Raw genomic sequence first — 20,935 nt, forward strand, 5'->3', positions numbered from 1 at the left:
CGTATCGTGACGAAAACACCGACCGCCACCGCCCCATCACTGAAGCCGCCGCAAGGGAGGCCGGCCATGGGCGACCCCAAGGGCTTTCTCACCGTCGGACGCGAGGACTGGCCGCGCCGCCCCGTCGAGGAGCGGGTGCGCGACTGGCAGGAGGTGTACGTACCCGGCGCGCTGCTCCCGATCATCGGCAAGCAGGCGGACCGCTGTATGGACTGCGGTATCCCGTTCTGCCACCAGGCCTGTCCGCTGGGCAATCTGATCCCCGAGTGGAACGACCTGGTCGCCCGCGCCGACTGGTGGGCTGCGGCGGACCGGCTGCACGCGACGAACAACTTCCCCGAGTTCACCGGCCGGCTGTGCCCCGCGCCCTGTGAGTCGGGCTGTGTACTCGCGATCAACCAGCCCGCGGTCACCATCAAGAACGTCGAGGTCGCGATCGCCGACCGGATCTGGGACGAGGGCTGGGCCGTGCCGCAGCCCCCGGACCGTCTCACCGGCAAGGTGGTGGCGGTGATCGGCTCGGGCCCCACGGGCCTCGCCGCGGCCCAGCAGCTCACCCGCGCGGGCCACACCGTCGTCGTGTACGAGCGGGACGACCGGATCGGCGGTCTGCTGCGGTACGGAATCCCCGAGTTCAAGATGGAGAAGGTGCATCTGGAGCGCCGGCTCGGTCAGATGAAGGCCGAGGGCACCAAGTTCCGCACCTCGGTGACCGTCGGACGCGATGTCACCGCCGCCGAACTCCGCAAGCGCTACGACGCGGTCCTCCTCGCGACCGGCGCCACGGCCTGGCGTGAACTGCCGCTCCCGGGGCGCGCGTTGTCGGGCATCCACCAGGCCATGGAGTACCTGCCGCTGGCCAACAAGGTCTGCGAAGGCGATCTGCCCGCCAACCCGCTCTCCGCGAAGGGCCGGCACGTGGTCATCATCGGCGGCGGCGACACCGGAGCTGACTGTCTCGGCACCGCGGTACGCGAGGGCGCGGCCTCGGTCTCCCAGCTGGACATCTACCCGCAGCCGGCCGCCGACCGCGACGAGCTGGCCGAACCCTGGCCCGTCCACCCCAAGATCTACCGGCTCTCCGCCGCCCACGAGGAGGCCCGCGACCTGGCGACGGCACCGCAGGCGGATGCGGACGCCCGGCTCTTCAAGGCGTCGACGCTGCGTTTCACGGGCGACGAGCAGGGCCGGGTACGGGAGTTGCATCTGGTCGAGGTCGATCCGGAACGCCGCCCCCGCCCCGACAGCGAACGCGCCCTCCGGGCCGACCTGGTGCTGCTCGCCCTCGGATTCTCGGGCCCGGACCGCTCCGACGGACTGATCGACGCCCTCGCCCTGGACCTCGACGAGCGCGGAATCCTCGTACGGGACGCGGAGTTCGCGACGAAGGTGCCGGGCGTGTTCGCCGCGGGGGACGCCGCGCGCGGTCAGTCGCTGATCGTCTGGGCGATCGCGGAGGGGCGCGCGGCCGCGGCCTCGATGGACCGCTATCTCACCGGCCGCACCACCCTGCCGTCCCCGATCAGCCCGACGGACCGCCCGCTGACCGCGTGACGCGGAGGCGGCCCCTCGGCACGCGAACGCGGTCGCCCGTCCCGCCGGAAGCCCCTGAAGCCCCGGAAGTCCCAGAGGCGCCGGAAGCCCAGGAACCAGCCCTTCTCCTCGCGGAAGCACCCCCTCCTCTGGACCTCTGCGCCCGCACCCGTCACCGTGGTGCGTCCGTCTCACCGAGCGACAGCGCCAGGGGGTCCCATGGCAGGCAAGCGCACCGCGGGGTTGACCATCACCGTCACGGTGTTCGGGCTGCTCGCCGTCGCCGTGCTCGGCTGGCGGCTGCTCGTGGCCTCCGACCCCTCGGGCGCCGCCGCGGCGCCCACGATGCCTGCTTCCCGTACGCCCGAAGGCAAAGCCGCACCCCCCAAGGACGGCGAGCCGACCGCGCAACCCGCGGCAGGCGACGGACAAGCGGCACCCGACCAGGACCCGGTCCCCGCCCTCTACCTCGGCGACTCCCTGGCCATGGAGAACCAGCTCGTTCTGACGGGCCTGCTCAAGAAGACCGCCACCGTCCGCAACGCCCCGTACTCCGGCACCACGCTCTGCGACTATCTGGAGCGCGCGAAGGACCGCCTCCTCGTCCCGCCGCAGCACACCGCGGCCGCGCTCGTACGCGAGGAGAAACCGGCCGTCGTGCTGCTGCAGTTCTGGGGCAACTCATGGGGCTATACGCCCTGTATGGGCAGCATCGTGCAGGGCTCGGAGGCGTACTACAAGCGCTATGCCGCCGACACCCGCGCCCTGACCGCCGAGATCGAGCGGGCCGCGGCCGACGCGGGAATCGCGCGGCCCACGATCGTCTGGGTGCTGCAGGGGCCCGACCCGATGTCCGCGGACCGGATCCGCCGGATCAACGCGATCTACGAGCGACAGGCCGCAGCATCGGGTGACATCACCGCCGACGCGGGCGCCGCGGTAAGCCGCGCAGGCGACCGCTACACGCATGTGCAGCGGCTGCCATGCACGCCGTACGAACGCGAGCACCCCGAGTACTGCACCGACGGCGACAGCACCCGACTGCACCGCGACGACGACTACTTGCACTTCTGTCTGGCCCCGACCACCCGGACACCGAAGCCGTGCCCCAAGCGCTCACCGGGCATCCTGCGCTACAGCAAGGCGATCGCGGACGCGGTCACCGACCACGTCCGCGAGTCCCGTACGGCAGGGTGACTCAGGCCTTGCGCGCTCCATCGACGCTCAGGGCTTACGCGCCATCGACGCTCAGAGCTTGCGCTCCATCGACGCTCAAGGCTTACGCGCCATCGCCGCGTACCCCGGAATGGGCTCGTCGCCGGCCACCGGCACCCGATCCCCCAGCTCCGGATGCCACTCGGCCGTCAGCGAGACACCGGGCTCGACGAATTCGAGGCCGTGGAAGAACCGCTCGAACTGCTCGCGCGTACGCAGCGCGAGGACCAGACCGCGCGCCTTGTAGAGCTCCAGGGCCTCGTCCGCACCCCCGGGGTTGAAGTCCCCGGTGGTCTGCGACAGGACGACATAGCTGCCGGGCGCGAGCCGCTCGACCAGGTGGTCCACCAGCTCGTACGCGCCGTCCTCGTCGGAGACGAAGTGCAGGAGGGCGAGCAGCGAGAGCGCGACGGGCTTGTCGAAGTCGATGAATTTCGCCGCGTGTTCGAGGATCACCTCGGGGTTGCGGGCGTCCGCCTGGATGTACTCGGTGACGCCCTCGGGCGTGGAGCGCAGCAGCGCCTCGGCGTGGGCGAGCACGATCGGGTCGTTGTCGCAGTACACGATCCGCGACTCGGGGGCCGCCTTCTGGGCGATCTGGTGGAGGTTGGGCTCCGTGGGTATCCCGGTGCCGATGTCCAGGTACTGATGCACCCCGTTCGCGGCGAGCCAGCGGATCGCGCGGCGCATGAAGGCCCGGTTCACCTGGGCGAACTCGCGGGCGCGCGGGTCGATCGTGAGCAGCTGCTCGGCCATCTGCTCATCGACCGGATAGTTGTCCTTGCCGCCCAGGAACCAGTCGTACATACGGGCCGGATGCGGCTTGCTGGTGTCGATCTGCACGGCGGCCTGCCGGTCCGCCGCCTCTTGCCCGGTCATAAGACGCTCCAAGTCCCGTGGTGGATGAGAGAGTTGAGCCCCGTGATGCGCTTGGTTCCGATGCGCTTGACTTTGATCATGACAGCAACAGGCCGCTTCACGACAGGCTGCATCACGACAGATGGAAGCTTCATCACGACAGAAGGAAGTCGGCCTGCCCCGACTTCGCACCCTCGATGAAGGCGTGGATCTCGCCCAGGGTGTAGATCAGTGCGGGACCGTCGGGATCGTTCGACTGCCGCATGGCGACGCGTCCGTCGGCGAGTTTCATCGCCTCGACGCAGTTGCCTCCGTTGCCTCCGCTCCACGGCTTGTGCCAGCCCTCGGAGCCGAGCTCACGCGCCGGCATCCCGTTGTATATCCGGTCCTCGTCGCCCTTCGTGGTCCTCATGGTCATCTTGGACTCCATCCGGCCCCCGTTCGCGGACAGTTGACCCATCAGAGCTCCTTGCGCAGATTCTTGAGAATCTCCTTCGTACGGTGTGCCGACGCGGCCTGCGCCGCCATCCGGTCCATGGCCTCGAGGTAGGTGACGACCTCGGCGCGCCGGTCCAGGTAGACGGCACCGGTCAGATACTCGGCGTAGACCATGTCCTGCAGTTCAGGGACCCCGAACCGGAACAGCACGAAGGGTCCGTAGGTCCCGGGGTGGTGTCCCGCGGAGAACTCCGCGATCTGCAGCGTGACATTGGGCAGCTTGGTGGCCGCGATGAGGCGGTCCAGCTGCCCGCGCATCACCTCGGGCGTGCCCACGGTGCGGCGCAGGACGGTCTCGTCCATGATCACCCAGAGGCGGGGGGCGTCGTCCCCTTCGAGCAGCCGCTGCCGCTGCATGCGCAGCGCCACATGCCGGTCGATCTCCTCCTCGTTGGGGCGGCCGAGGGCGCCGGCCCGCAGCACCTCGCGGGCGTAGGCCTCGGTCTGCAGGAGTCCGGGCACGAAGTGCGGTTCGTACGACCTCAGGAGGGTGGCCGCGCCCTCCAGGCTGACGTACATGGAGAACCAGTTCGGCAGGATGTCGTGGTAACGCTGCCACCAGCCGGGCTTGTTGGCCTCCTCCGCGAGCTCGATGAAGGACTCGGTCTCGGCTTCGTCGGCCCCGTACGCCTTCAACAGGAGTTGTACGTAAGGGATTTTGAAGGAGACCTCGGCCATCTCCATGCGGCGGACCGTCGCGGGCGCGACGCGCAGCACCCGGGCTGCCTCCTCACGCTTGAGCCCGGCGCTTTCGCGCAGGTCCTGGAGGCGTTTGCCCAGGACCACCTGGCCCACGGTGGGAGCGGACCGCGGTTCGCTCACGTCTACCTCGCTCGGTTCGATCTGCAGGGCGGCAACTGCGCCCTGTATCGCGGCGGCTGCACCCGTTACAGGGCGGGCGGGCCGCGACCGGTTCGAGCAGTGTGCCACGGCCTTCCAAGGTGTAACAGCGCACTCTGCAATTTTCAGAGTGCGTCTTGCCAAGTGTGCACGGCGGGGAGATAGTGGCAGGCGTGAACCCGTCCCCGAGCTCTCAACTGCGTTCGAGCAGGGGAGACCCCACTGCCCCGTTAGGAACCGGCCGTGGCTATCGGTAAGGCAGCACAACCGCAGCTCGGCCGTAGTTGCCGTTTCGAGCTCCCCGCGGGCGTCGAGTCCGTACCTCGCGCGCGCCGGCTGACGCACGACCGTTTGCTGGGCTGGGCGGTCTGCGACGAGACCCGCGACCTGGCCGCCCTCGTCGTCTCCGAACTCGTCACCAACGCCGTGGTGCACACGGCGAGCCGCCATATCGTCTGCGAACTGCGCGACGATCACGCGGCGGATCTGCTGCGGATAGCGGTCATAGACGAGGGCTGCGGCCCCGGCCGGATCGCGCCGCACCCGGCGCGTGACGGCGAGGAGGACCACGGGCGCGGACTGCTCCTCGTGCAGGCGCTCTGCCGTTCATGGGGCGCCCAGGAGGCGGGCCTGGGGCTCGAGGTCTGGGCGGATCTTCCCCGTACTGCCGTCTCCGAGGTGGGCTGAGTATGCGCGCGATGACTCTCGACCGGCTCACCTCGCTCGCCCGCCGCCTCAGCGACACACCGCTGCCGCTGCCCGAGGGCATGCAGACCCGGCTCGGCTGCGACGCGGTGGGGATGCCCGCGGAACTCGGCCGGCAGGTGATGGGCCGGATGAACCGCGTCGGCTGTGTGTACGCGGCCGGTGACCGCTGGTGGTGGATCGTGCCCTCGCATTCGCAGCAGTCCCTGGACTGGCCGGAACCGGTGCGGTACGCGGCCCGCGCGCTGGTCCCCCCGACTCCGGGAGGCGCGCAGCTGATCCATCTGCCGCAGCGCGACGCGCCCTACACGCCCCCGATCCCGCTGTATCTGACCCTGTGCCGGATCACGCGGACCGTGCCGGTGTGGATGCGGACGGCGGGGGCCGGGGGCTTCTGAGCGGAGGCCGGGGCTTTTCGAGCGGGGCAGGTGGCCTTCAAGCCGGTGACCTTCAAGCCCGTGACCTTCAAGCCGGTGGCTCCCAAGGGGCGCCCGGAGCTTCGATGGGGCGGCCGAAGCTTTGAAGGGGCTGTCGGGGGCTTGTGAGAAGCTCGCGGCTCGTCCGGTTCACGCCCTGCCCAAATCCCCTGTTCCGGGCGATAGTTGACCTCCTGATCCGAACGGAGGTCTGAGTGAGACTCGGCTGGGGGGCCAGGACTACCGCACCGACCGCACAGGAAAAGGCGTCCACGGACGCGACCTCGGACTCGGAACGTCTGCTCTTCGGCGGGCCGCTCCGCTACGACACCGGCTGGGCCAAGCACGAAGAGGCCGCCCTGGAGCTGGACTTCAGGGCCATGGTCCGCCGCTTCCCCGCCCTCATCGCCTCGAGCCTCAGACTCGCGTGGGGCGCCGACCGCCAAGCCGCCCGTGTCATGGTCTCGGCGGAGCTCGGCCGCGGACTCGCGCAGGCGGTGAGCCTGCTCGCGGTCAACAGCGTGCTGGGCCGCCTGATGGGCGACGCCCCGATGGAGGAGCGGCTGCGCCAGGCCGTACCCGCGCTGATCACGGTCGCCTGCGTCCTGTTCGTATCGGCGCTGCTCCGCTCGGCCTCTTTGTACGCCACCGGCCGTCTGGAGCCGAAGGTCGAACGGGTCGCCACCGAGCAGTACTTGGAGCGGGCGGCGTCGGTGGAGCTGGCTGCGATCGAGGACGACGCGTTCCACAAGCTGCTCGACACCGCGCAGTACGGGGCGGCATCGGCCCGCCGGATGGTCTCGCTCGCCACGCGCGTGATGAACGCGGCGATCTCACTCGTCGCGGCGGCCGGGGTGCTGACCGTGCTGCATCCTCTGCTGCTGCCGCTCCTGGTGACGATGACGCTGCCGAGCGCCTGGTCCGCGCTGACCAACGCCCGCAGGCGCTACCGCTCCTTCCACGCCTGGGTGCAGCACGCGCGGGCGGGCCGGCTGCTCAGCAGTCTGCTCACCGAGGCCCGGGCGGCGCCGGAGATCCGGGTGCACGGCGTCGGCCCCTTCCTGCTGCGGCACTTCCGCGCCATGTCCCAGTCCGCCGAGACCGAGCAGACCCGGCTCGCCCGGCTCGCGGCCGGCACCAGCCTCGTCGCGGCCGCCTGGACGGGCATCGCCACGGCCGCCGCGTACACGACGCTCGGCGCCCTGCTCCTGACCGGGGCGATGTCCCTGGCCGTGGCGGGCACCGCAGTGATCGCGATCCGGACCGGCTCGGCGAACCTCAACACACTGGTCCTTGAAGTCACCGAACTGCATGAGAACGCCCTGTTCGTGGGCGACTTGGAACGGATGCACAAGGAGGCCGAGACCCGGACCGTGCCGGTCGGAGGAACCGAACTGCCCGCCGAACCGCGGGAGATCCGCTTCGAGAAGGTCACCTTCCGCTACCCGAAGAGCGCCAAGGAACGCCCGGCTCTCGACGACATCACCCTCTCGATACCCATGGGAAAGATCATCGCGCTGGTCGGCGAGAACGGCTCGGGCAAAACCACCCTCGTCAAGCTCCTGGCCGGTCTCTACGCCCCTCAGCAGGGCACCATCTGGTGGGACGACGTGGACACGGCGGGCGCGGACCGGCAGCAGCTGGCCGAGCGGATCGCCATGCTGGCGCAGGACTTCAAGCGGTGGCCGTTCACGGCGAAGGTCAACATCGCCATCGGCCGTCCGTCCTCCGAGCTCACGGCGGAGCGGCTCGCACGGTCGGTGGGCGAGGCGGGTGCGGACGAGGTCGTGGCCGATCTCCCGCACGGCCTGGAGACCCTTCTTGTACGGGTGTTCACCGGCGGCCATGAGCTGTCGGGCGGACAGTGGCAGCGGCTCGGGATCGCCCGGGCCGCCTACCGGCGCGGTGGAATCCTGATCGTGGACGAGCCCACGGCGGCCCTCGACGCCCGCGCGGAGCTCGAAGTCTTCGACCGGATACGGGCGTTGGCGGGCTCGGGCCAGACGGTCATCCTCATCACGCACCGCCTCGCGTCCGTACGGCACGCCGATCTGGTGCATGTGCTGCAGGGCGGACGCCTTGTGGAGTCCGGGTCGCCGCAGGAACTCCTGGACAGCGGGGGTGTGTACGCGGAGCTGTACGGGTTGCAGGCACGGCAGTTCGCGCGGGACGCGGTGACGGAGTGAGGCCCGGCCGCCGGCCCCGCGGGCGGGCGGGCGCCCGCGCGGCTACTCGATGCCCTCCCCGCCCTGCCGGTCCACCAGGAAGGCATCCGAGGGGAGGTCCATCACGGACCTCCGCCGTCTCGCCCTCCAGGCGGCGTGCCTGGGCGAACTCCTCGGCGGGCCACGACCCGCGCGGACCGCCGGCCGGGAAGCTGCGGAGAACCACTCGTCCGTTACGTGTGTTCATGGAGCACCCCCGTGCTCTTTCGTGTTGCGACACCTGTGCGCAACGAAGAATCACAGGGAAAGACACCGCCGGGCGGGTGGAAGGTGCCCAACGTGACGTACCCGACACGAAGTTGATGCATGACGCGACATAAGTCCGGTCGGTCACCGGACGTGGCCGTGTGCCGCCGCCCGAGCACCTTCAGCCGTCGTACGTCTGGATGCGCTGCCCATGACTGCGGTCCGTGAGCGCGGGCAGCCGGCCGGTGAGTTCGGCGACCGTGGCGGGCACGTCGACGGTGAGCAGCCGGCGGTCGCGCATGAGGACCCGCCCGTCGACGACGGTTGTGGTCACATCGCTCGCGCGTGCGCTGTGCACCAGGGTGGCCGCCAGGTCGTGCACGGGCTGCGTATGCGGCCCCGACAGATCCACGAGAACGAGATCCGCCCTGCGTCCGGGCGCGAGCGAACCGATCCGTTCGCCGAGTCCCAGGGCGCGGGCGCTCTGCAGGGTGGCGTGGTGCAGTGCCTGGCGTGCCGTGAGCCACCGCGGGTCGCGCGTGGTGTGTTTCTGCACCAGGGCGGTGAGGGTCATCGCCTCCCATACGTCGAGGGTGTTGTTGGACGCGGCGCCGTCGGTGGCGAGGCCGACCGGAATGCCGAGGGCTGCGAGTTCCCGTACGGGCGTGGTGTCCCAGCCGAACTTCATATAGCCGCGTGGCGCGGTCGCGACGGCGATCCGGCCGCTCGCGCGGGCGAGCACATCGAGGTCGCTCTCGATGATGCCGGTGCCGTGCGCGATGAGCAGGTCGGTGTCCAGGAGACCGGCGCGGTGCAGCACCTCGATGGGCGTGCGGCCTTCCTGGGCCAGCGAGTTGTCGGTCTGGGCGCGGTTCTCGGCGGCGTGCAGATGGACGGGCAGGGCGTGTTCGCGGGCGAGTGCGGCGGTGGCCGCGAGATCGTCCGCGGTCACGGTGTACGGGGCGTGCGGGGCCAGCGCGGTGGTGATCCGGCCGTCGGCCGCACCTCGGCGGCGCAGGGCGAAGTCCAGGGAACGCTCCCTTCCCTTGGGCCCTTGGGAGGAGAAGTAGGCCCAGCCCAGGTGGGCTCGCAGCCCGGTCTCGGCCACCACATCGGCAACTTCGTCCATCGCGAAGTAGTGGTCGGCGAAACAGGTCACCCCGGCCCGGATCATCTCCGCGCACGCAAGACGCGCCCCCAGCGTCACATCGCGCGCGGAGAGCCGGGACTCGATGGGCCAGATCCAGTCGTTGAACCACTCCTCCACGGGAAGGTCCTCGGCGATTCCGCGCAGGGCCACCATCGGGGCGTGCGTATGGCAGTTGATGAACCCGGGCAGGGCGAGCTGCCCGCCGGCGTCGATCCGCTCGCGTGCCTCGAGCGCGGCCGCTTCGGCGGCGGGGACCAGGGCTTCGATGACTCCCTCCCGTACGACGACGGCGCAGTCGGGACGGAAGGTGATCTGTTCCCGCTCGTCGTGGACGAGGGCGGTGCAGGGGGAGATGACGAGATCCGCGGGGGCCTGGTCGGCGGTCGTGGTCATGGAGTCACGGTAGCGGGGGTGCGACCGGGTACCGGGGGCGCGACCAGCCGATTGTCAGTGCCGGACCGTAGATTTCTCTTCGTGGCCGCGAACGCCGGTGGGGCGCCGCGCCCGGACCTGGGGAGAGGTGTGCGATGGGGGACCGTACGTATCTGGAGCTGTCCCAAGACGGCGGCGGAGCGCACAAGTTCTACGAGGTGACCGTGGAGGGGACGGTCGTCTCGGTGCGCTATGGACGGATCGGTGCGAGTGGGCAGGTGCAGACCTCGACCTTCCCGACGGTGCAGAAGGCTCAGGCCGCTGCGGCGAAGAAGATAGGCGAGAAGGTGCGCAAGGGGTACGCACCGGCGGTCCAGGGCCTGCGCGCGCCCCGTGCCGTGACCCGCCGCCAGGTCGCCTCGGCGCCGTCCCGTGCCCGCTCGGTGGCCCCGGTCCTGTGGCGCTTTCGCACCGGGTCCGCGGCCTTCGGCATCCACATCGACGAGGACCGCTGCTGGGTGGGCAACCAGGCGGGCGATGTGTACACCCTGAGCCACGGCGGCGAGGTGCTCGCCCGCTATGCGCTGCCGGACGGCGTCAAGTGCCTGGTGGCGGACGACTTCTGGATCTATGCGGGCTGCGACGACGGGAAGGTGTACGACCTGTCCTCCAAGCTCCCGTTCGCTGCGTACGACATCGCCGCCGACGTCGACATCTTCTGGCTGGACATCCACGAGGGCGTGCTCGATGTGTCCGACCGGGACGGCGGCCTCACGATGATCGACCATGAGGACGAGTACCAGTGGTCCCGTAAGTCGCACGGCGCACACGCCTGGATGGTGCGCGCCGACGAGCACGCGGTCTACCACGGCCACGCGGGCGGTGTGACGGCCTACGCGCCGGACGGCGGACGCGAGTTGTGGCATACGCCGACGCAGGGTGCGGTCCTGTTCGGCTGGCAGGAGGACACCTCGGTGTACGCGGGCACGGCCCGCCGTACGGTGCAGCGCCTGTCGAAGAGGACCGGTGCGATCGAAGCGACCTACGGCTGCGACGACCCGGTGTACTCGTGCGCGACCTCCCCGGACGGCCGCCATGTCTTCGCGGGGGACAACGCGTCCTCGGTGTACTGCTTCTCCTCCGACGGCACCCGGCTGTGGAAGCTGGGCACGGGCGGCGGCTCAGCGCTGTCCATGCAGTATCTCGACGGGAAGCTCTACATGGTCACCACGGACGGCTCCCTGGTCTGCGTGGACGCCTCCGAGGCGGCGATCGCGGCGGCCCGCTCGGGCTCGGTGCCGACGGCGGTCGACATCAAGTACTCGGCGGCCATGCCGACGTACACCCCGGCGACCGCGGTCACCCAGATGGCCACGGTGACGGCCGCTCCGGCGCACGGCGTGATCGTGGAATGCGTCCAGGACGGCAGCCGGCTGCGCGTCCATGTGGCCTCCGCCGGCTATGAGCCGACGTGGAATGTGCAGTTCCCGCGCGATATCCGCCAGGCCGGCGCCCGCTATGTGGTCGACGCGCTGCACCCGGCGGCGGGCGGCTTCTATCGCGTACGGGGTGAGATACGCCGACTGGTCTGACGGGCGCCGACCCTGCGCAGCAGCAGTCCGGCCGTACCCGCGGTGAAGTACATGAGGATCGCGTACACGGCGCTGGGCACGGCGATCTCAGTGCTGTCGAGCAGCGACGGGCTGAGCGCGATGGTGAGGGACAGGGAGGTGTTGTGCATTCCGATCTCCATGCACGCCGCGACGGCCTGCGGATGTCCGGCGCCGGCGCTCCGGGCGGCGAGGTAGCCGGTGCCGAGAGAGATGAAGCTGAACAGCACGGCGACAGGGCCGACTTCGGCGAGGTACTCCCCCACGTTGGACCGTTCGGCGAGCAGCGCGGCCACGATCACCCCGGCCAGGATCACCAGACACAGCAGCTTGACGGGCCGCTCCGCGCGCTCGGCGAATCCGGGGCGCTTCGCCCGTACGACCATGCCCACCGCCACCGGAATCAGGACGAGCGCGAACACCTGCAGCGTCTTGCCGAACTGCAGCCCGACGCTGCCGTCGTCACCTGAGACATCCCAGTACCCGACCGCGAGATTCACCACGAGCGGCAGGGTGAACACGGCGAGGACGGAGTTGATGGCGGTGAGTGTGATGTTCAGGGCGACATCCCCGCCGAACAGATGGCTGTACAGATTGGCCATGGTCCCGCCGGGCGAGGCGGCGAGCAGCATCATCCCGACGGCCGGCGCGGCACTCAGCCCGAAGGCCACCACAAGACCGAAACACACGGCGGGCAGCACGATCAGCTGACACCCGAGCGCGGCGGCGACGACCTTCGGATACTCCCGCACCCGCCTGAAGTCCCCGACGCTCAGACTCATCCCGAGCCCGAACATGATGACCGCGAGCACGATGGGCACGAGGATGGTGACGAGGCCGGAATCCATGGGGGTCAGGGTGGTGGGTGCGGGGTGAGGAGTCCATGGGCGTGGGCCGAGGAGTCCCTGGTGCGGGCCGAGGAGTCCCTGGTGCGGGCGCGGGAATGAGGAGCGGGGGCGGGAAAAGGAGCGGGCCCGAGGGCGTAGCCGGCCCCCGAGCCCTGGTGATGCCACCCCACGTGCACGCCGGCACGCTTGAGGACCCGGGTCAGGTTGATGTCGCCGCGTCCTGCCTTTGGACCACCGCGCATCGAGCTGCGCGGGCCGGAGTTGAACCGGCATTTCGACGTCCGGGGCCCGGGCCCGGTCGATCCGGCGATGGGTGGCGGATGCTGAGTCTGGAGCAAGAGTCTGAGATTGATCGCGGTCTGCCTCTGCCGGTTGGGCTACCGCGGCCCGGAAGCCCTCGTACGGAGGGACTGTTGTGCCGCGGGGAGGACTCGAACCTCCACTGGAACCGCGCAGTCACGACAAGCTTCAGTTTCAGCTTGCGCTCCTCGCGCACCCCGACCGCTCTGCACGGCCGGGGAGTCATTGAGGCTACCCGAACAGGTAGCCGAACACCGCGTCGCCCACCCGCTGGTCGGTGATCTCGACGCCGTTGGCCTCCTCGCGCGCGAACTTCACCGCCTGCTGCAACTTCTCGACGCGCTGGAGGAGTTCATTGACCCGCTGGGCGGGCAGCGCACCCGAGAACTTGACGGTGGTCCAGTACCCCACCGGGATGTCCTCGTAGTACACCTCGACCTGCGCCGGGTGCTTCTCCGTCGCCTCGGCCTTCACGTGGTTGCGCGGCACCTTCTTCGTCCGCACCGTGCGTACGGGCTCGGTCTTCCACGCGTCCGTGGACGGGTCCCGTACCCAGAACTCCGCGGCATCGAGGACCGGCAGCTTCCGTACGAAGGTGTTGAGATCGGTGAGCTGCTTCTCGAGGAACAGCAGATACGACACGGGCACGCCCGCGATCAGCACCCGGCCGTCGACGGTGACATCGGCCTTCGCGCTGCAGTTCGCCCAGTCCTTGGTGGCGGTCACATCGAAGAGCCGGGTCAGCGTCGCCGCGGTCTCCCGGAGCACATCCTCGGCCTGCACCTGCACCCGCGTCGACTCGGGCGGCAGCTGCTCGCCTTCCTCGTCCTTGGGCTGGTACGTACGGGCGATGCCGGACAGCAACGCCGGCTTCTGCAGCCCGTGGTGGGCCGCGGTCAGGTCCTGATGGGACTTGGACTTGACGCCCTTCTCCACTGCGATGATCTGATTGAGTTTCGCCACATGGGCAAGGTAGCAACGGGAACACCGGGAATTCGACGGGTTATTCACGCCTCCACGGCCATGGAACACTCGCGATCATGAACCCGGAACCCAGTGCGTACGTACGCAACCTGCCGATAGGCGAGCAGATCCCCTTCCCCGCCGAGGGCATTCCGGCCTGGGAAATCTTCCCGTACGAGGGCGACTTGAGGATCAAGGTGCTCGAGGAGCCGTTCCTGCCCGAGCCCCCACGCCACGGTCGGAGGGATCTCGCGGGTGCATGTGAACAAGTGGGGTGCTGGCTTGGCCCACTTGCACATGTTCGGCGGAGGTGTGGGCCGAGACCCAATCGACGGATCGCGCGGGCGATGGCCGAGGGCGGCGGGACGGCTCACGTGTGAGGTGCGCTCAAGGCATCTTCAAGATCGATTGTCAGTGGCTGCTGCCAGAATGGAAGCAGTTCGGAAGACGAATCCGAACCGGCGAAGAATCCCCGTACAGGGCCGATGAGTTGTCGTTGCCCGGCCGGTCATTACCGGTGACAGGACCGGGACGTTCGGAGCCCATCATCGAACCAACGGACAGAGCAAGCGACCGCAGGACCGGCGCCCAGAGCGTCACAAGAGAAGAAGAACCGGAGCAAGGGTCATTCCAGAATACGGAGTTACGTCATGTGCACTCACCAGCCTTCGTGCCCCACCGCCGACCGCCCCGACCGCGAGGCCGCACGCGTCGTCGCCTTCCACCCCGAGCAGGGCTGGAGCCGCTTGTGCAACGGCACGATCCTGTTCGACGACACCGGGGAGCTGCTGCCGGGCGGAGAGATCGTGGCACCGCACCGCCCGACGCTCACCCTGATCCCCTCGCAGCCCGAGGGGCCGATGCCCGCCACGTCGCAGGCCCAGCGGATCGTCTCGGCTGCCGCCTGAGTCGTACAGCAGCTGGACCCGTACGTTCAGTCGAGTCGTACCGGCGCGGCGAAGTCACCGCTTCTCGGTGCCGCCGCCCCCTGAACCACCGCTCTCCAGCGGCGGAGCGTCCAGCGCACAATGCGTCTGGCACTCCGGATGGCACGGCTCCGGCTCGCCTTTCAGCAGGGCGGGATTGCGGACCGTAAGCCAAGCGATCAGCGCACCGACCACAAGCAGTGCCGCGCACAGCGGCATCGCCAGCCGGAAGGCGCTGTTGAACTCGGCCGCCGAGCGATATGCCTCGGGGCCCGTCCCCACGAGCAGCGGCAGCGCGGCCACCGCGATCAGGCCGGCCGCCCGGGCCGCCGCGTTGTTGATCCCGCTGGCGAGGCCCGCGCGGGACTGGTCGACCGAGGCCAGTACGGTCGCGGTGAGCGGAGCGACCAGCGTGACCATGCCGAGGCCGAGCACCAGGACGGCCGGCAGCACATCGAGCGCGTACGAGGCATCGGGACCCGCCCGCATCATCAGGAGCATGCCCGCCGCACACAGCAACGGGCCCGCGGTGAGCGGAAGTCGTGGACCGATCCGCTGGCCGATGGCCCCGGAGCGGGCCGAGAAGAGCAGCATCAGGATCGTGGTCGGCAGCAGCGCGGTGCCCGCGGCGAGCGCCGAGTAGCCGGTGACGACCTGGAGTTGGAGCGCGGACAGGAAGAAGAAGCCGCCGAACGCTCCGTAGACGCAGAGGGTCACCAGATTGACCGCGCTGAACTGGCGGGACGCGAAGACCGTGAGCGGCATCATCGGTTCGCGGCTGTGCCGCTCGACGTAGAGGAACGCCGCGGTCGCCACGACACCGGCGAGCGCCGAACCGACGACCACCGCGGAGGCCCCGTGGTCGGGCGCCGCGATCAGCGCATACGTGAGGAACGCCAGGGCGAGCGCCCCGAGCACCGCGCCGGTGATGTCGAAGCGGCCATGGGCCTGGCCGTCCTTGGACTCGGGCACATGGCGCAGCGCGACCGGGACGCAGAGCGCGGCCAGCGGCACATTGAGCAGAAACACCCAGCGCCAGCCGGGACCGTCCACGAGCCATCCGCCGAGGAAGGGTCCGACCGCCGCGCCCACGCCGCCGAAGCCCGACCACAGTCCGACCGCGGCCGCCCGGTCATCGGAATGGAACGAGGCCTGGATCAGCGCGAGTGACCCCGGCGTCAGCAGCGCGCCGCCCACTCCTTGCAGGGCCCGCGCCGCGATCAGCACCTCCGCGTTGGGCGCGAGACCGCACAGCAGCGAGGCGGCCGCGAACCATACGACCCCGATGACGAACACCCGGCGCCGCCCGAACCGGTCGCCCAGCGCCCCGCCGAGCAGGATCAGCCCGGCGAGGGCCAGCATGTAGGCGTTGACGGTCCACTGCAGGGCGGCCAGATCCGTGTCGAGGTCGTCGCCGATCCTGCGGAGTGCCACGTTCACGACGGTCGAGTCGAGCAGCACCATCGTCGATCCGAGCACGGTGGTGAGGAGCACCCAGCGGCCGGCGGCGGTGCCGGTGCGGAGCGAGGCGGGATCGGCGGCAGCGGCCATATGCGGATTATGCGGGCGCTGTACGGCCCTGGCCACTCGCCGCCCCGCCGCTGCTCCGTGCCGGCGGCCCCCCGCCACGGCCGGCCCGTCGGCCGCGTCACCGACCGCCGGGCGTCCCCGTCCCTGGCGGGCGGTCGCCCCCGTCTCCCCGGCCGCGATCGTGGTCGCCAGCACCCAGCCCGCCAGGATCAACGCGTAGCCGAGTTTCTGCAGCGCTCCTTCAGGTGCGTACGCCTTCTCCTGACCGAGGTCGACGAGGGGCAGCAGCAGATCCAGCGCGAAGAAGAGAGGGGAGAATTCCGGGGCCTCCCCTGCCTTCAGCACCTCGGGCGGCCATACCGAGTAGGCGATCCACCCGGCCAGCCACAGCGAGAACAGCCAGCCGGCGGCGCGTATGGGCCGGAATCCATAGCCGACGGTGGCGTCCTGGAGATAGCCCCAGGCCTTCGCGTAGGGCGACAGCGTCGTGCGATGGCGGCGCTGTTTGGCCAGTTGGACGGTGCGTGCGGCGGCGTCATCGCCGAGGACCCGGTAGGCGAGAGCGAGTTGCTCGTACGAGAAGGGGACATACCCGTCGACATCACGGTCAAGGAGCGGGAGCCGGCGGGCGGCTGGTTCCTGGGGAGCGAGCCTGGTGTAGGTCAGGCCGTCCAGCAGCACTTCGTCCGGCCAGACCTCCGGTTCGGCGTAGATCATTTCGACCTGGGTGCGACGCAGGCTGAACGTCCCCTCGATGGGGGAAGGCGCGCGCAACCACAGCTCGCCGACCACCATGCCGTTGCCGCGCAGGGCCACATCGCCGGGGTTGCGCAACGTGGCGTAGGCCAGCACCAGTTGACCGGGAATGCGGGCACCACGGAGGTTGACGCGGCCGTGCGCCGTCATGCCGGTCGCTTTGAGATCGGCGCCGACGGTCAGGTTCGAGGCGTGCAGGGCCGTGTCCGTGGGGTTGTCGAGCCTCGCGTTCGTCAGATTGAGGGTGCTGCCCACGGTGGCGCTGTACAGGAGAACTTCGCCCTGCGTGGAGAGCTCCACCGCGCTGAGAAACGTGCCCGCCTGGAGCCCCGCGGCATGCAGCGCCACTTCGCCCGGCCGTATCAGCCGCGCAGCGTCCAGCCGTATCTCACCACCGGTCGTCAGCGACTCGAACCGGGATTCACCGTGCGCGACCAGCGAACGGGCCGACAGGGAATCGCCGATGACCGCCCGGCTCACCTCGAGAATCGTGCTCGTCGCGCCCTCCACTCCGAGCTCCGCCCGGTCGAGGGTCAGCGATCCGGTGATCTGGGCTGCGGTGAGGGTGACTCGGCCCCTGATCCGGCAGCTCTCCAGGGACAGATCCCCGTCGAAGACCGCGGTGCCGGCCGACAGCCCCGGCAGCACGCACTCCCCCAGATACACCCGGCGCAGCCGCGCCCCGAAGAGCACCGGCTCGTCGTCCAGATAGCAGCCGAGGAGGCTGACCGCGCACTCGACCTGTCCGTACAGCAGGTACAGCGGTCCCGTGATCCGCGCCCCCGCGATCCGCAGCGCCGGGATCTCGCCCGACGCGCGCGGCCCGTCGAGCAGCAGCTTCGTGAGCACCTCCGCCCGCAGCGTCCGCTCCGGGCCCCATCCGGCGCCGAGGGTGATGTCCTCGTCCACGGAGGTACGGAAGTCCAGCGCCGTCCCGCGCGGGAACGCCGCCCAGACGCGCGCTTCGGCAGGGGTCAGGTCGCTCGGTTCCATTCGCGGGACTGTGACCTGGACGGCTGTGCGCTGTCAACAGCCTTCGCCGTACGGGAGGTTGGTCCGGGCTTCCCCGCCGGGCCGGCTCCTGGCTCCCTCACCGCGGCCGGCCCTCACACCGCCGCGAACAGCGCCTCCGCCTCGTCCACCGAGGCCGCCAGCGCCCCCGCATCCGGCCGCACCCCGGCCACGATCCCGTCGACCGCGCGCAGACCGGCCCGGCTCAGCAGCCTCTTCTCGTTGGTGACCCACTCCCCGCGCTCCGCGAGCACGGCATGCGCCGTGTACATCGCCGCCGTGACGATCGCGCCCGCCAGCTCGGCCGGCTGGGCGCGCGCGGCGAAGTTGGCCTTCGCATAGCCGAGGGTCAGGGCCGCGCGTTCACGCCAGGCGCCGGGCGCGCGGCTGCGCAGCTCCGGCGGGTAGCCGGGGCGCGGGAGTTCGCCGTACAGGACCTGGTTGACGGCGAGCTCGGCGACGACCAGGTAACTGGGGATGCCCGCGAGATGGAACATCAGCGGCTCCCAGCGGAAGCGGCCCGCACGCGCCTCGGCCAGTTCGTGCTCGACGACGTCCAGGTCGCGGTAGTGCACGTCGACGGCGCGGCCCCCGACCGTGAGCCACGCACCCCCGTTGAACACCCCGCCGCCCCAGCCGCCCAGCTCGGACACCTGCCCGGGCCAGCCCACCGCGCGCAGGTGCTCCGGGTCGAACGTGCCGCGGTAATAGAGCGCGAAGTCCCAGTCGCTCTGCGGCGTGTGGGTGCCCTGGGCGCGGGAGCCGCCGAGCGTGACGGCTTGGACACCGGGCAGGCGGGCGAGCCGTTCGGCCGCATAAGAAGGGAAGCGCTCGTCCGTGACGCCGCCGGACGGGCTCCCGCTCACGAGCGCTGCCTCGCCCTGCGGACCACCTTGTTGAGCGCGGCCTCCACAGGCGTCGCGCGATGACCATCGACCAGGCGCTTGAGCGCCCGCATCAGGACCTCGCGCTCGTCGTCGGGCAGCGCGGACAGCGCCTCGCGGTGCACCGAGTCGACGATCCGCTGACTCTGCTCGGCGATCTGGGCGCCCTCATCGGTCACCTGGATGATCCGGGCCCTGCGGTCGGTGCTCGACGGACGCCGTTCGGCCAGGCCCGCCTTCTCCAGGGCGTCGACCGTGACGACCATCGTCGTCTTGTCCATGTCGCCGATCTCGGCCAGCTGCGCCTGCGTGCGCTCCGCGCCGACCGCATGGACCAGGACACAGTGCATCCGGGCCGTGATGCCGATCTCGGCGAGCGCAGCCGCCATCCGGGCGCGCAGCGCGTGGCCGCCGTAATCGAGCAGATAGGAGAGGTCCGGTTCCGTACGCGTGGGCGGGGACATCGCAGTCATGGCCTCAGCATAACCGAGAATCCGATCCGAAAGGGATCGTCTGCAACGGAACTATCTGCTACGGTCTTTTCAACGACAGCGACCAAGTCGACGACCGGAGTGCGTCATGTCTTTCAACTCACGTGTTTCCCAAGCCCTTTCGGCAAGGACGAAGCAGCTCTCGCTCGCCGTGGTGGCGACCGGGACGCTGATGATCGTGCTCGACGGCTCGATCGTGACGGTGGCGATGCCGGCCATCCAGCACGATCTGGGCTTCACACCGGCCGGGCTGAGCTGGGTGGTGAACGCGTATCTGATCGCCTTCGGCTCCCTCCTGCTGCTCGCCGGGCGGCTCGGCGATCTGATCGGCCGCCGCCGGATGTTCCTGTACGGCACCGGGGTCTTCACCGCGGCCTCGCTCCTGGCCGGTCTCGCCACCTCCCCCGCGCTGCTCATAGCGGCCCGCTTCCTGCAGGGCGTGGGCAGCGCGATGGCCGCGGCGGTGAGCCTCGGCATTCTCATCACGCTGTTCACCGAGGCACGTGAACGGGCCCGCGCGATCGCGGTGTTCAGCTTCACGGGAGCGGCCGGTGCGTCCATCGGCCAGGTGGTGGGCGGTGTGCTCACCGATGCCCTCACCTGGAACTGGATCTTCTTCATCAACCTCCCGATCGGCCTCGCCTCGCTCGTGGTCGCCGCCGCCGTACTCCCCCGCGACCGCGGACTCGGCTTCGCGGCCGGTGCGGACGTCCTCGGCGCGCTGCTGGTCACGGCCGGCCTGATGCTCGGCATCTACACGGTCGTCGAGGTCGAGTCGTACGGCTGGGTCTCGGTCCACACGCTCGGCCTCGGCGCCCTGTCCGTGCTCCTGCTGACCGCCTTCGCCGTACGTCAGACGAAGGCCCGCACCCCGCTCGTACCGCTGCGGATCTTCCGCTCCCGCCAGGTCACCGGCGCGAACCTCGTACAGATCCTGATGGTGGCGGCCCTGTTCTCCTTCCAGGTCCTGGTCGCGCTCTACCTCCAGCAGGTACAGGGATACAGCGCCGCCGAGACCGGCCTCGCGATGCTGCCCGCGGCCGTGGTGATCGGCGTGGTCTCCCTCGGCGTCTCGGCCCGGCTGAACACGCGCTTCGGTGAACGGCGGGTGCTGCTCGCCGGGTTGACGCTCCTGATAGCCATGCTTGTGCTGCTGACCCGCCTTCCGGAGCGTGCGAACTACGCCGTGGATCTGCTCCCGGTGATGCTGCTCGCGGCCGGCTTCGGGCTCGCGCTGCCCGCGCTCACCTCGCTCGGCATGTCCGGAGCGAGCGAGTCCGACGCGGGTCTGGCGTCCGGAGTCTTCAACACGACCCAGCAGATCGGCATGGCGCTCGGGGTCGCGGTCCTGTCCACGCTCGCGGCCTCCCGCACCGAGTCCCGCCTCGCGGCGGGTGCCTCCGAGGCGTCGGCCCTTACCACCGGCTACCACCTGGCCTTCACCATCGGGACAGGGCTGCTCGTGGCGGCGTTCGTGATCGCCTACGCCGTGGTGCGCAAGGCGGACACCCCGGCACCGTCCGCGTCCCGCACCGCCCCGGTCCACGTCGCGGTCTGAGGGCTCCGCCCGCACCGCACTTCGCACACCGCACCGCTCACACCGTACGGCTCACAGCAC

The 20,935-nt window shown here is 70.0% G+C and carries 16 protein-coding genes and 2 pseudogenes; 8 read left to right on the top strand and 10 right to left on the bottom strand.

Annotated features, from left to right (window positions below):
• Positions 1-66: 66 nt before the first annotated feature.
• Positions 67-1,554, top strand: coding sequence for a glutamate synthase subunit beta (locus JAO81_RS06310; RefSeq protein ID WP_199546758.1), 1,488 nt, complete (start codon positions 67-69; stop codon positions 1,552-1,554).
• A gap of 198 nt (positions 1,555-1,752) precedes the next feature.
• The gene (locus JAO81_RS06315) at positions 1,753-2,730 is read left to right on the top strand and encodes an SGNH/GDSL hydrolase family protein (protein WP_199546759.1); all 978 of its coding nucleotides are present in this window, start codon (positions 1,753-1,755) and stop codon (positions 2,728-2,730) included.
• 75 nt (positions 2,731-2,805) lie between these two features.
• On the opposite strand, the gene JAO81_RS06320 is transcribed toward JAO81_RS06315, so the two are convergent.
• The 3 genes from JAO81_RS06320 to JAO81_RS06330 all read right to left on the bottom strand — a co-directional run bounded on the left by JAO81_RS06320 (position 2,806) and on the right by JAO81_RS06330 (position 4,926).
• On the bottom strand, positions 2,806-3,627 hold the full coding sequence (locus JAO81_RS06320; RefSeq protein WP_199546760.1) for an SAM-dependent methyltransferase: 822 nt from the start codon (positions 3,625-3,627) through the stop codon (positions 2,806-2,808).
• 133 nt (positions 3,628-3,760) lie between these two features.
• A complete protein-coding gene (locus tag JAO81_RS06325) occupies positions 3,761-4,036 on the bottom strand; it encodes a DUF397 domain-containing protein (protein WP_199546806.1) in 276 nt (91 codons plus the stop codon).
• Between the two features lie 29 nt (positions 4,037-4,065).
• Positions 4,066-4,926 carry a helix-turn-helix transcriptional regulator gene (locus JAO81_RS06330; protein ID WP_199546761.1) on the bottom strand — a complete coding sequence of 287 codons (861 nt, stop codon included), beginning with the start codon at positions 4,924-4,926 and terminating at the stop codon, positions 4,066-4,068.
• 261 nt (positions 4,927-5,187) lie between these two features.
• On the opposite strand from JAO81_RS06330, the gene JAO81_RS06335 reads away from it, so the two are divergent.
• The 3 genes from JAO81_RS06335 (at position 5,188) to JAO81_RS06345 (ending at position 8,251) form a co-directional block, all read left to right on the top strand.
• Positions 5,188-5,631 carry an ATP-binding protein gene (locus JAO81_RS06335; protein WP_307813182.1) on the top strand — a complete coding sequence of 148 codons (444 nt, stop codon included), beginning with the start codon at positions 5,188-5,190 and terminating at the stop codon, positions 5,629-5,631.
• Between the two features lie 2 nt (positions 5,632-5,633).
• Positions 5,634-6,047 (top strand): hypothetical protein, encoded by a 414-nt coding sequence (locus JAO81_RS06340; RefSeq protein WP_199546762.1) that lies wholly within the window; start codon positions 5,634-5,636, stop codon positions 6,045-6,047.
• Between the two features lie 317 nt (positions 6,048-6,364).
• Positions 6,365-8,251 (top strand): ABC transporter ATP-binding protein, encoded by a 1,887-nt coding sequence (locus tag JAO81_RS06345; RefSeq protein ID WP_233414995.1) that lies wholly within the window; start codon positions 6,365-6,367, stop codon positions 8,249-8,251.
• A 42-nt stretch (positions 8,252-8,293) separates the two neighbouring features.
• On the opposite strand, the pseudogene JAO81_RS42260 reads toward JAO81_RS06345, so the two are convergent.
• Positions 8,294-8,477 (bottom strand): annotated as a pseudogene (locus JAO81_RS42260) (hypothetical protein).
• 180 nt (positions 8,478-8,657) lie between these two features.
• Positions 8,658-10,019 (bottom strand): amidohydrolase, encoded by a 1,362-nt coding sequence (locus JAO81_RS06350; RefSeq protein ID WP_199546764.1) that lies wholly within the window; start codon positions 10,017-10,019, stop codon positions 8,658-8,660.
• Positions 10,020-10,153: 134 nt separating this feature from the next.
• On the opposite strand from JAO81_RS06350, the gene JAO81_RS06355 reads away from it, so the two are divergent.
• Positions 10,154-11,590, top strand: a complete 1,437-nt coding sequence (locus tag JAO81_RS06355) for a WGR domain-containing protein (RefSeq protein WP_199546765.1) — start codon at positions 10,154-10,156, stop codon at positions 11,588-11,590.
• Here the strand turns inward: JAO81_RS06355 and JAO81_RS06360 are convergent.
• Both JAO81_RS06360 and JAO81_RS06365 read right to left on the bottom strand, forming a co-directional pair.
• Positions 11,554-12,456 (bottom strand): bile acid:sodium symporter family protein, encoded by a 903-nt coding sequence (locus JAO81_RS06360; RefSeq protein WP_199546766.1) that lies wholly within the window; start codon positions 12,454-12,456, stop codon positions 11,554-11,556. The two genes, JAO81_RS06355 and JAO81_RS06360, sit on opposite strands and share 37 nt — an antisense overlap.
• Positions 12,457-12,987: 531 nt before the next feature.
• A complete protein-coding gene (locus JAO81_RS06365) occupies positions 12,988-13,719 on the bottom strand; it encodes a hypothetical protein (RefSeq protein ID WP_165334099.1) in 732 nt (243 codons plus the stop codon).
• A gap of 650 nt (positions 13,720-14,369) precedes the next feature.
• Between JAO81_RS06365 and JAO81_RS06370 the strand changes: the two are divergent.
• Positions 14,370-14,543 (top strand): annotated as a pseudogene (locus tag JAO81_RS06370) (DUF5999 family protein); the annotation flags it as partial.
• 138 nt (positions 14,544-14,681) lie between these two features.
• Here the strand turns inward: JAO81_RS06370 and JAO81_RS06375 are convergent.
• From JAO81_RS06375 to JAO81_RS06385, 3 genes are all read right to left on the bottom strand, one after another.
• Positions 14,682-16,196 (bottom strand): MFS transporter, encoded by a 1,515-nt coding sequence (locus JAO81_RS06375; protein WP_199546808.1) that lies wholly within the window; start codon positions 16,194-16,196, stop codon positions 14,682-14,684.
• A gap of 1,841 nt (positions 16,197-18,037) precedes the next feature.
• Positions 18,038-18,808 carry a nucleotidyltransferase domain-containing protein gene (locus JAO81_RS06380; RefSeq protein WP_199546767.1) on the bottom strand — a complete coding sequence of 257 codons (771 nt, stop codon included), beginning with the start codon at positions 18,806-18,808 and terminating at the stop codon, positions 18,038-18,040.
• Positions 18,805-19,299, bottom strand: coding sequence for a MarR family winged helix-turn-helix transcriptional regulator (locus JAO81_RS06385; protein WP_199546768.1), 495 nt, complete (start codon positions 19,297-19,299; stop codon positions 18,805-18,807). The genes JAO81_RS06380 and JAO81_RS06385 overlap by 4 nt, the downstream gene beginning before the upstream one ends.
• A gap of 106 nt (positions 19,300-19,405) precedes the next feature.
• Here JAO81_RS06385 and JAO81_RS06390 point away from each other — a divergent pair, with 106 nt between their 5' ends.
• Positions 19,406-20,875, top strand: coding sequence for an MFS transporter (locus tag JAO81_RS06390; protein ID WP_199546769.1), 1,470 nt, complete (start codon positions 19,406-19,408; stop codon positions 20,873-20,875).
• The last annotated feature ends 60 nt before the right edge of the window (positions 20,876-20,935 follow it).

Origin of the sequence: Streptomyces sp. N35 (assembly GCF_016464295.1) — a bacterium.
GTDB lineage: Bacteria > Actinomycetota > Actinomycetes > Streptomycetales > Streptomycetaceae > Streptomyces.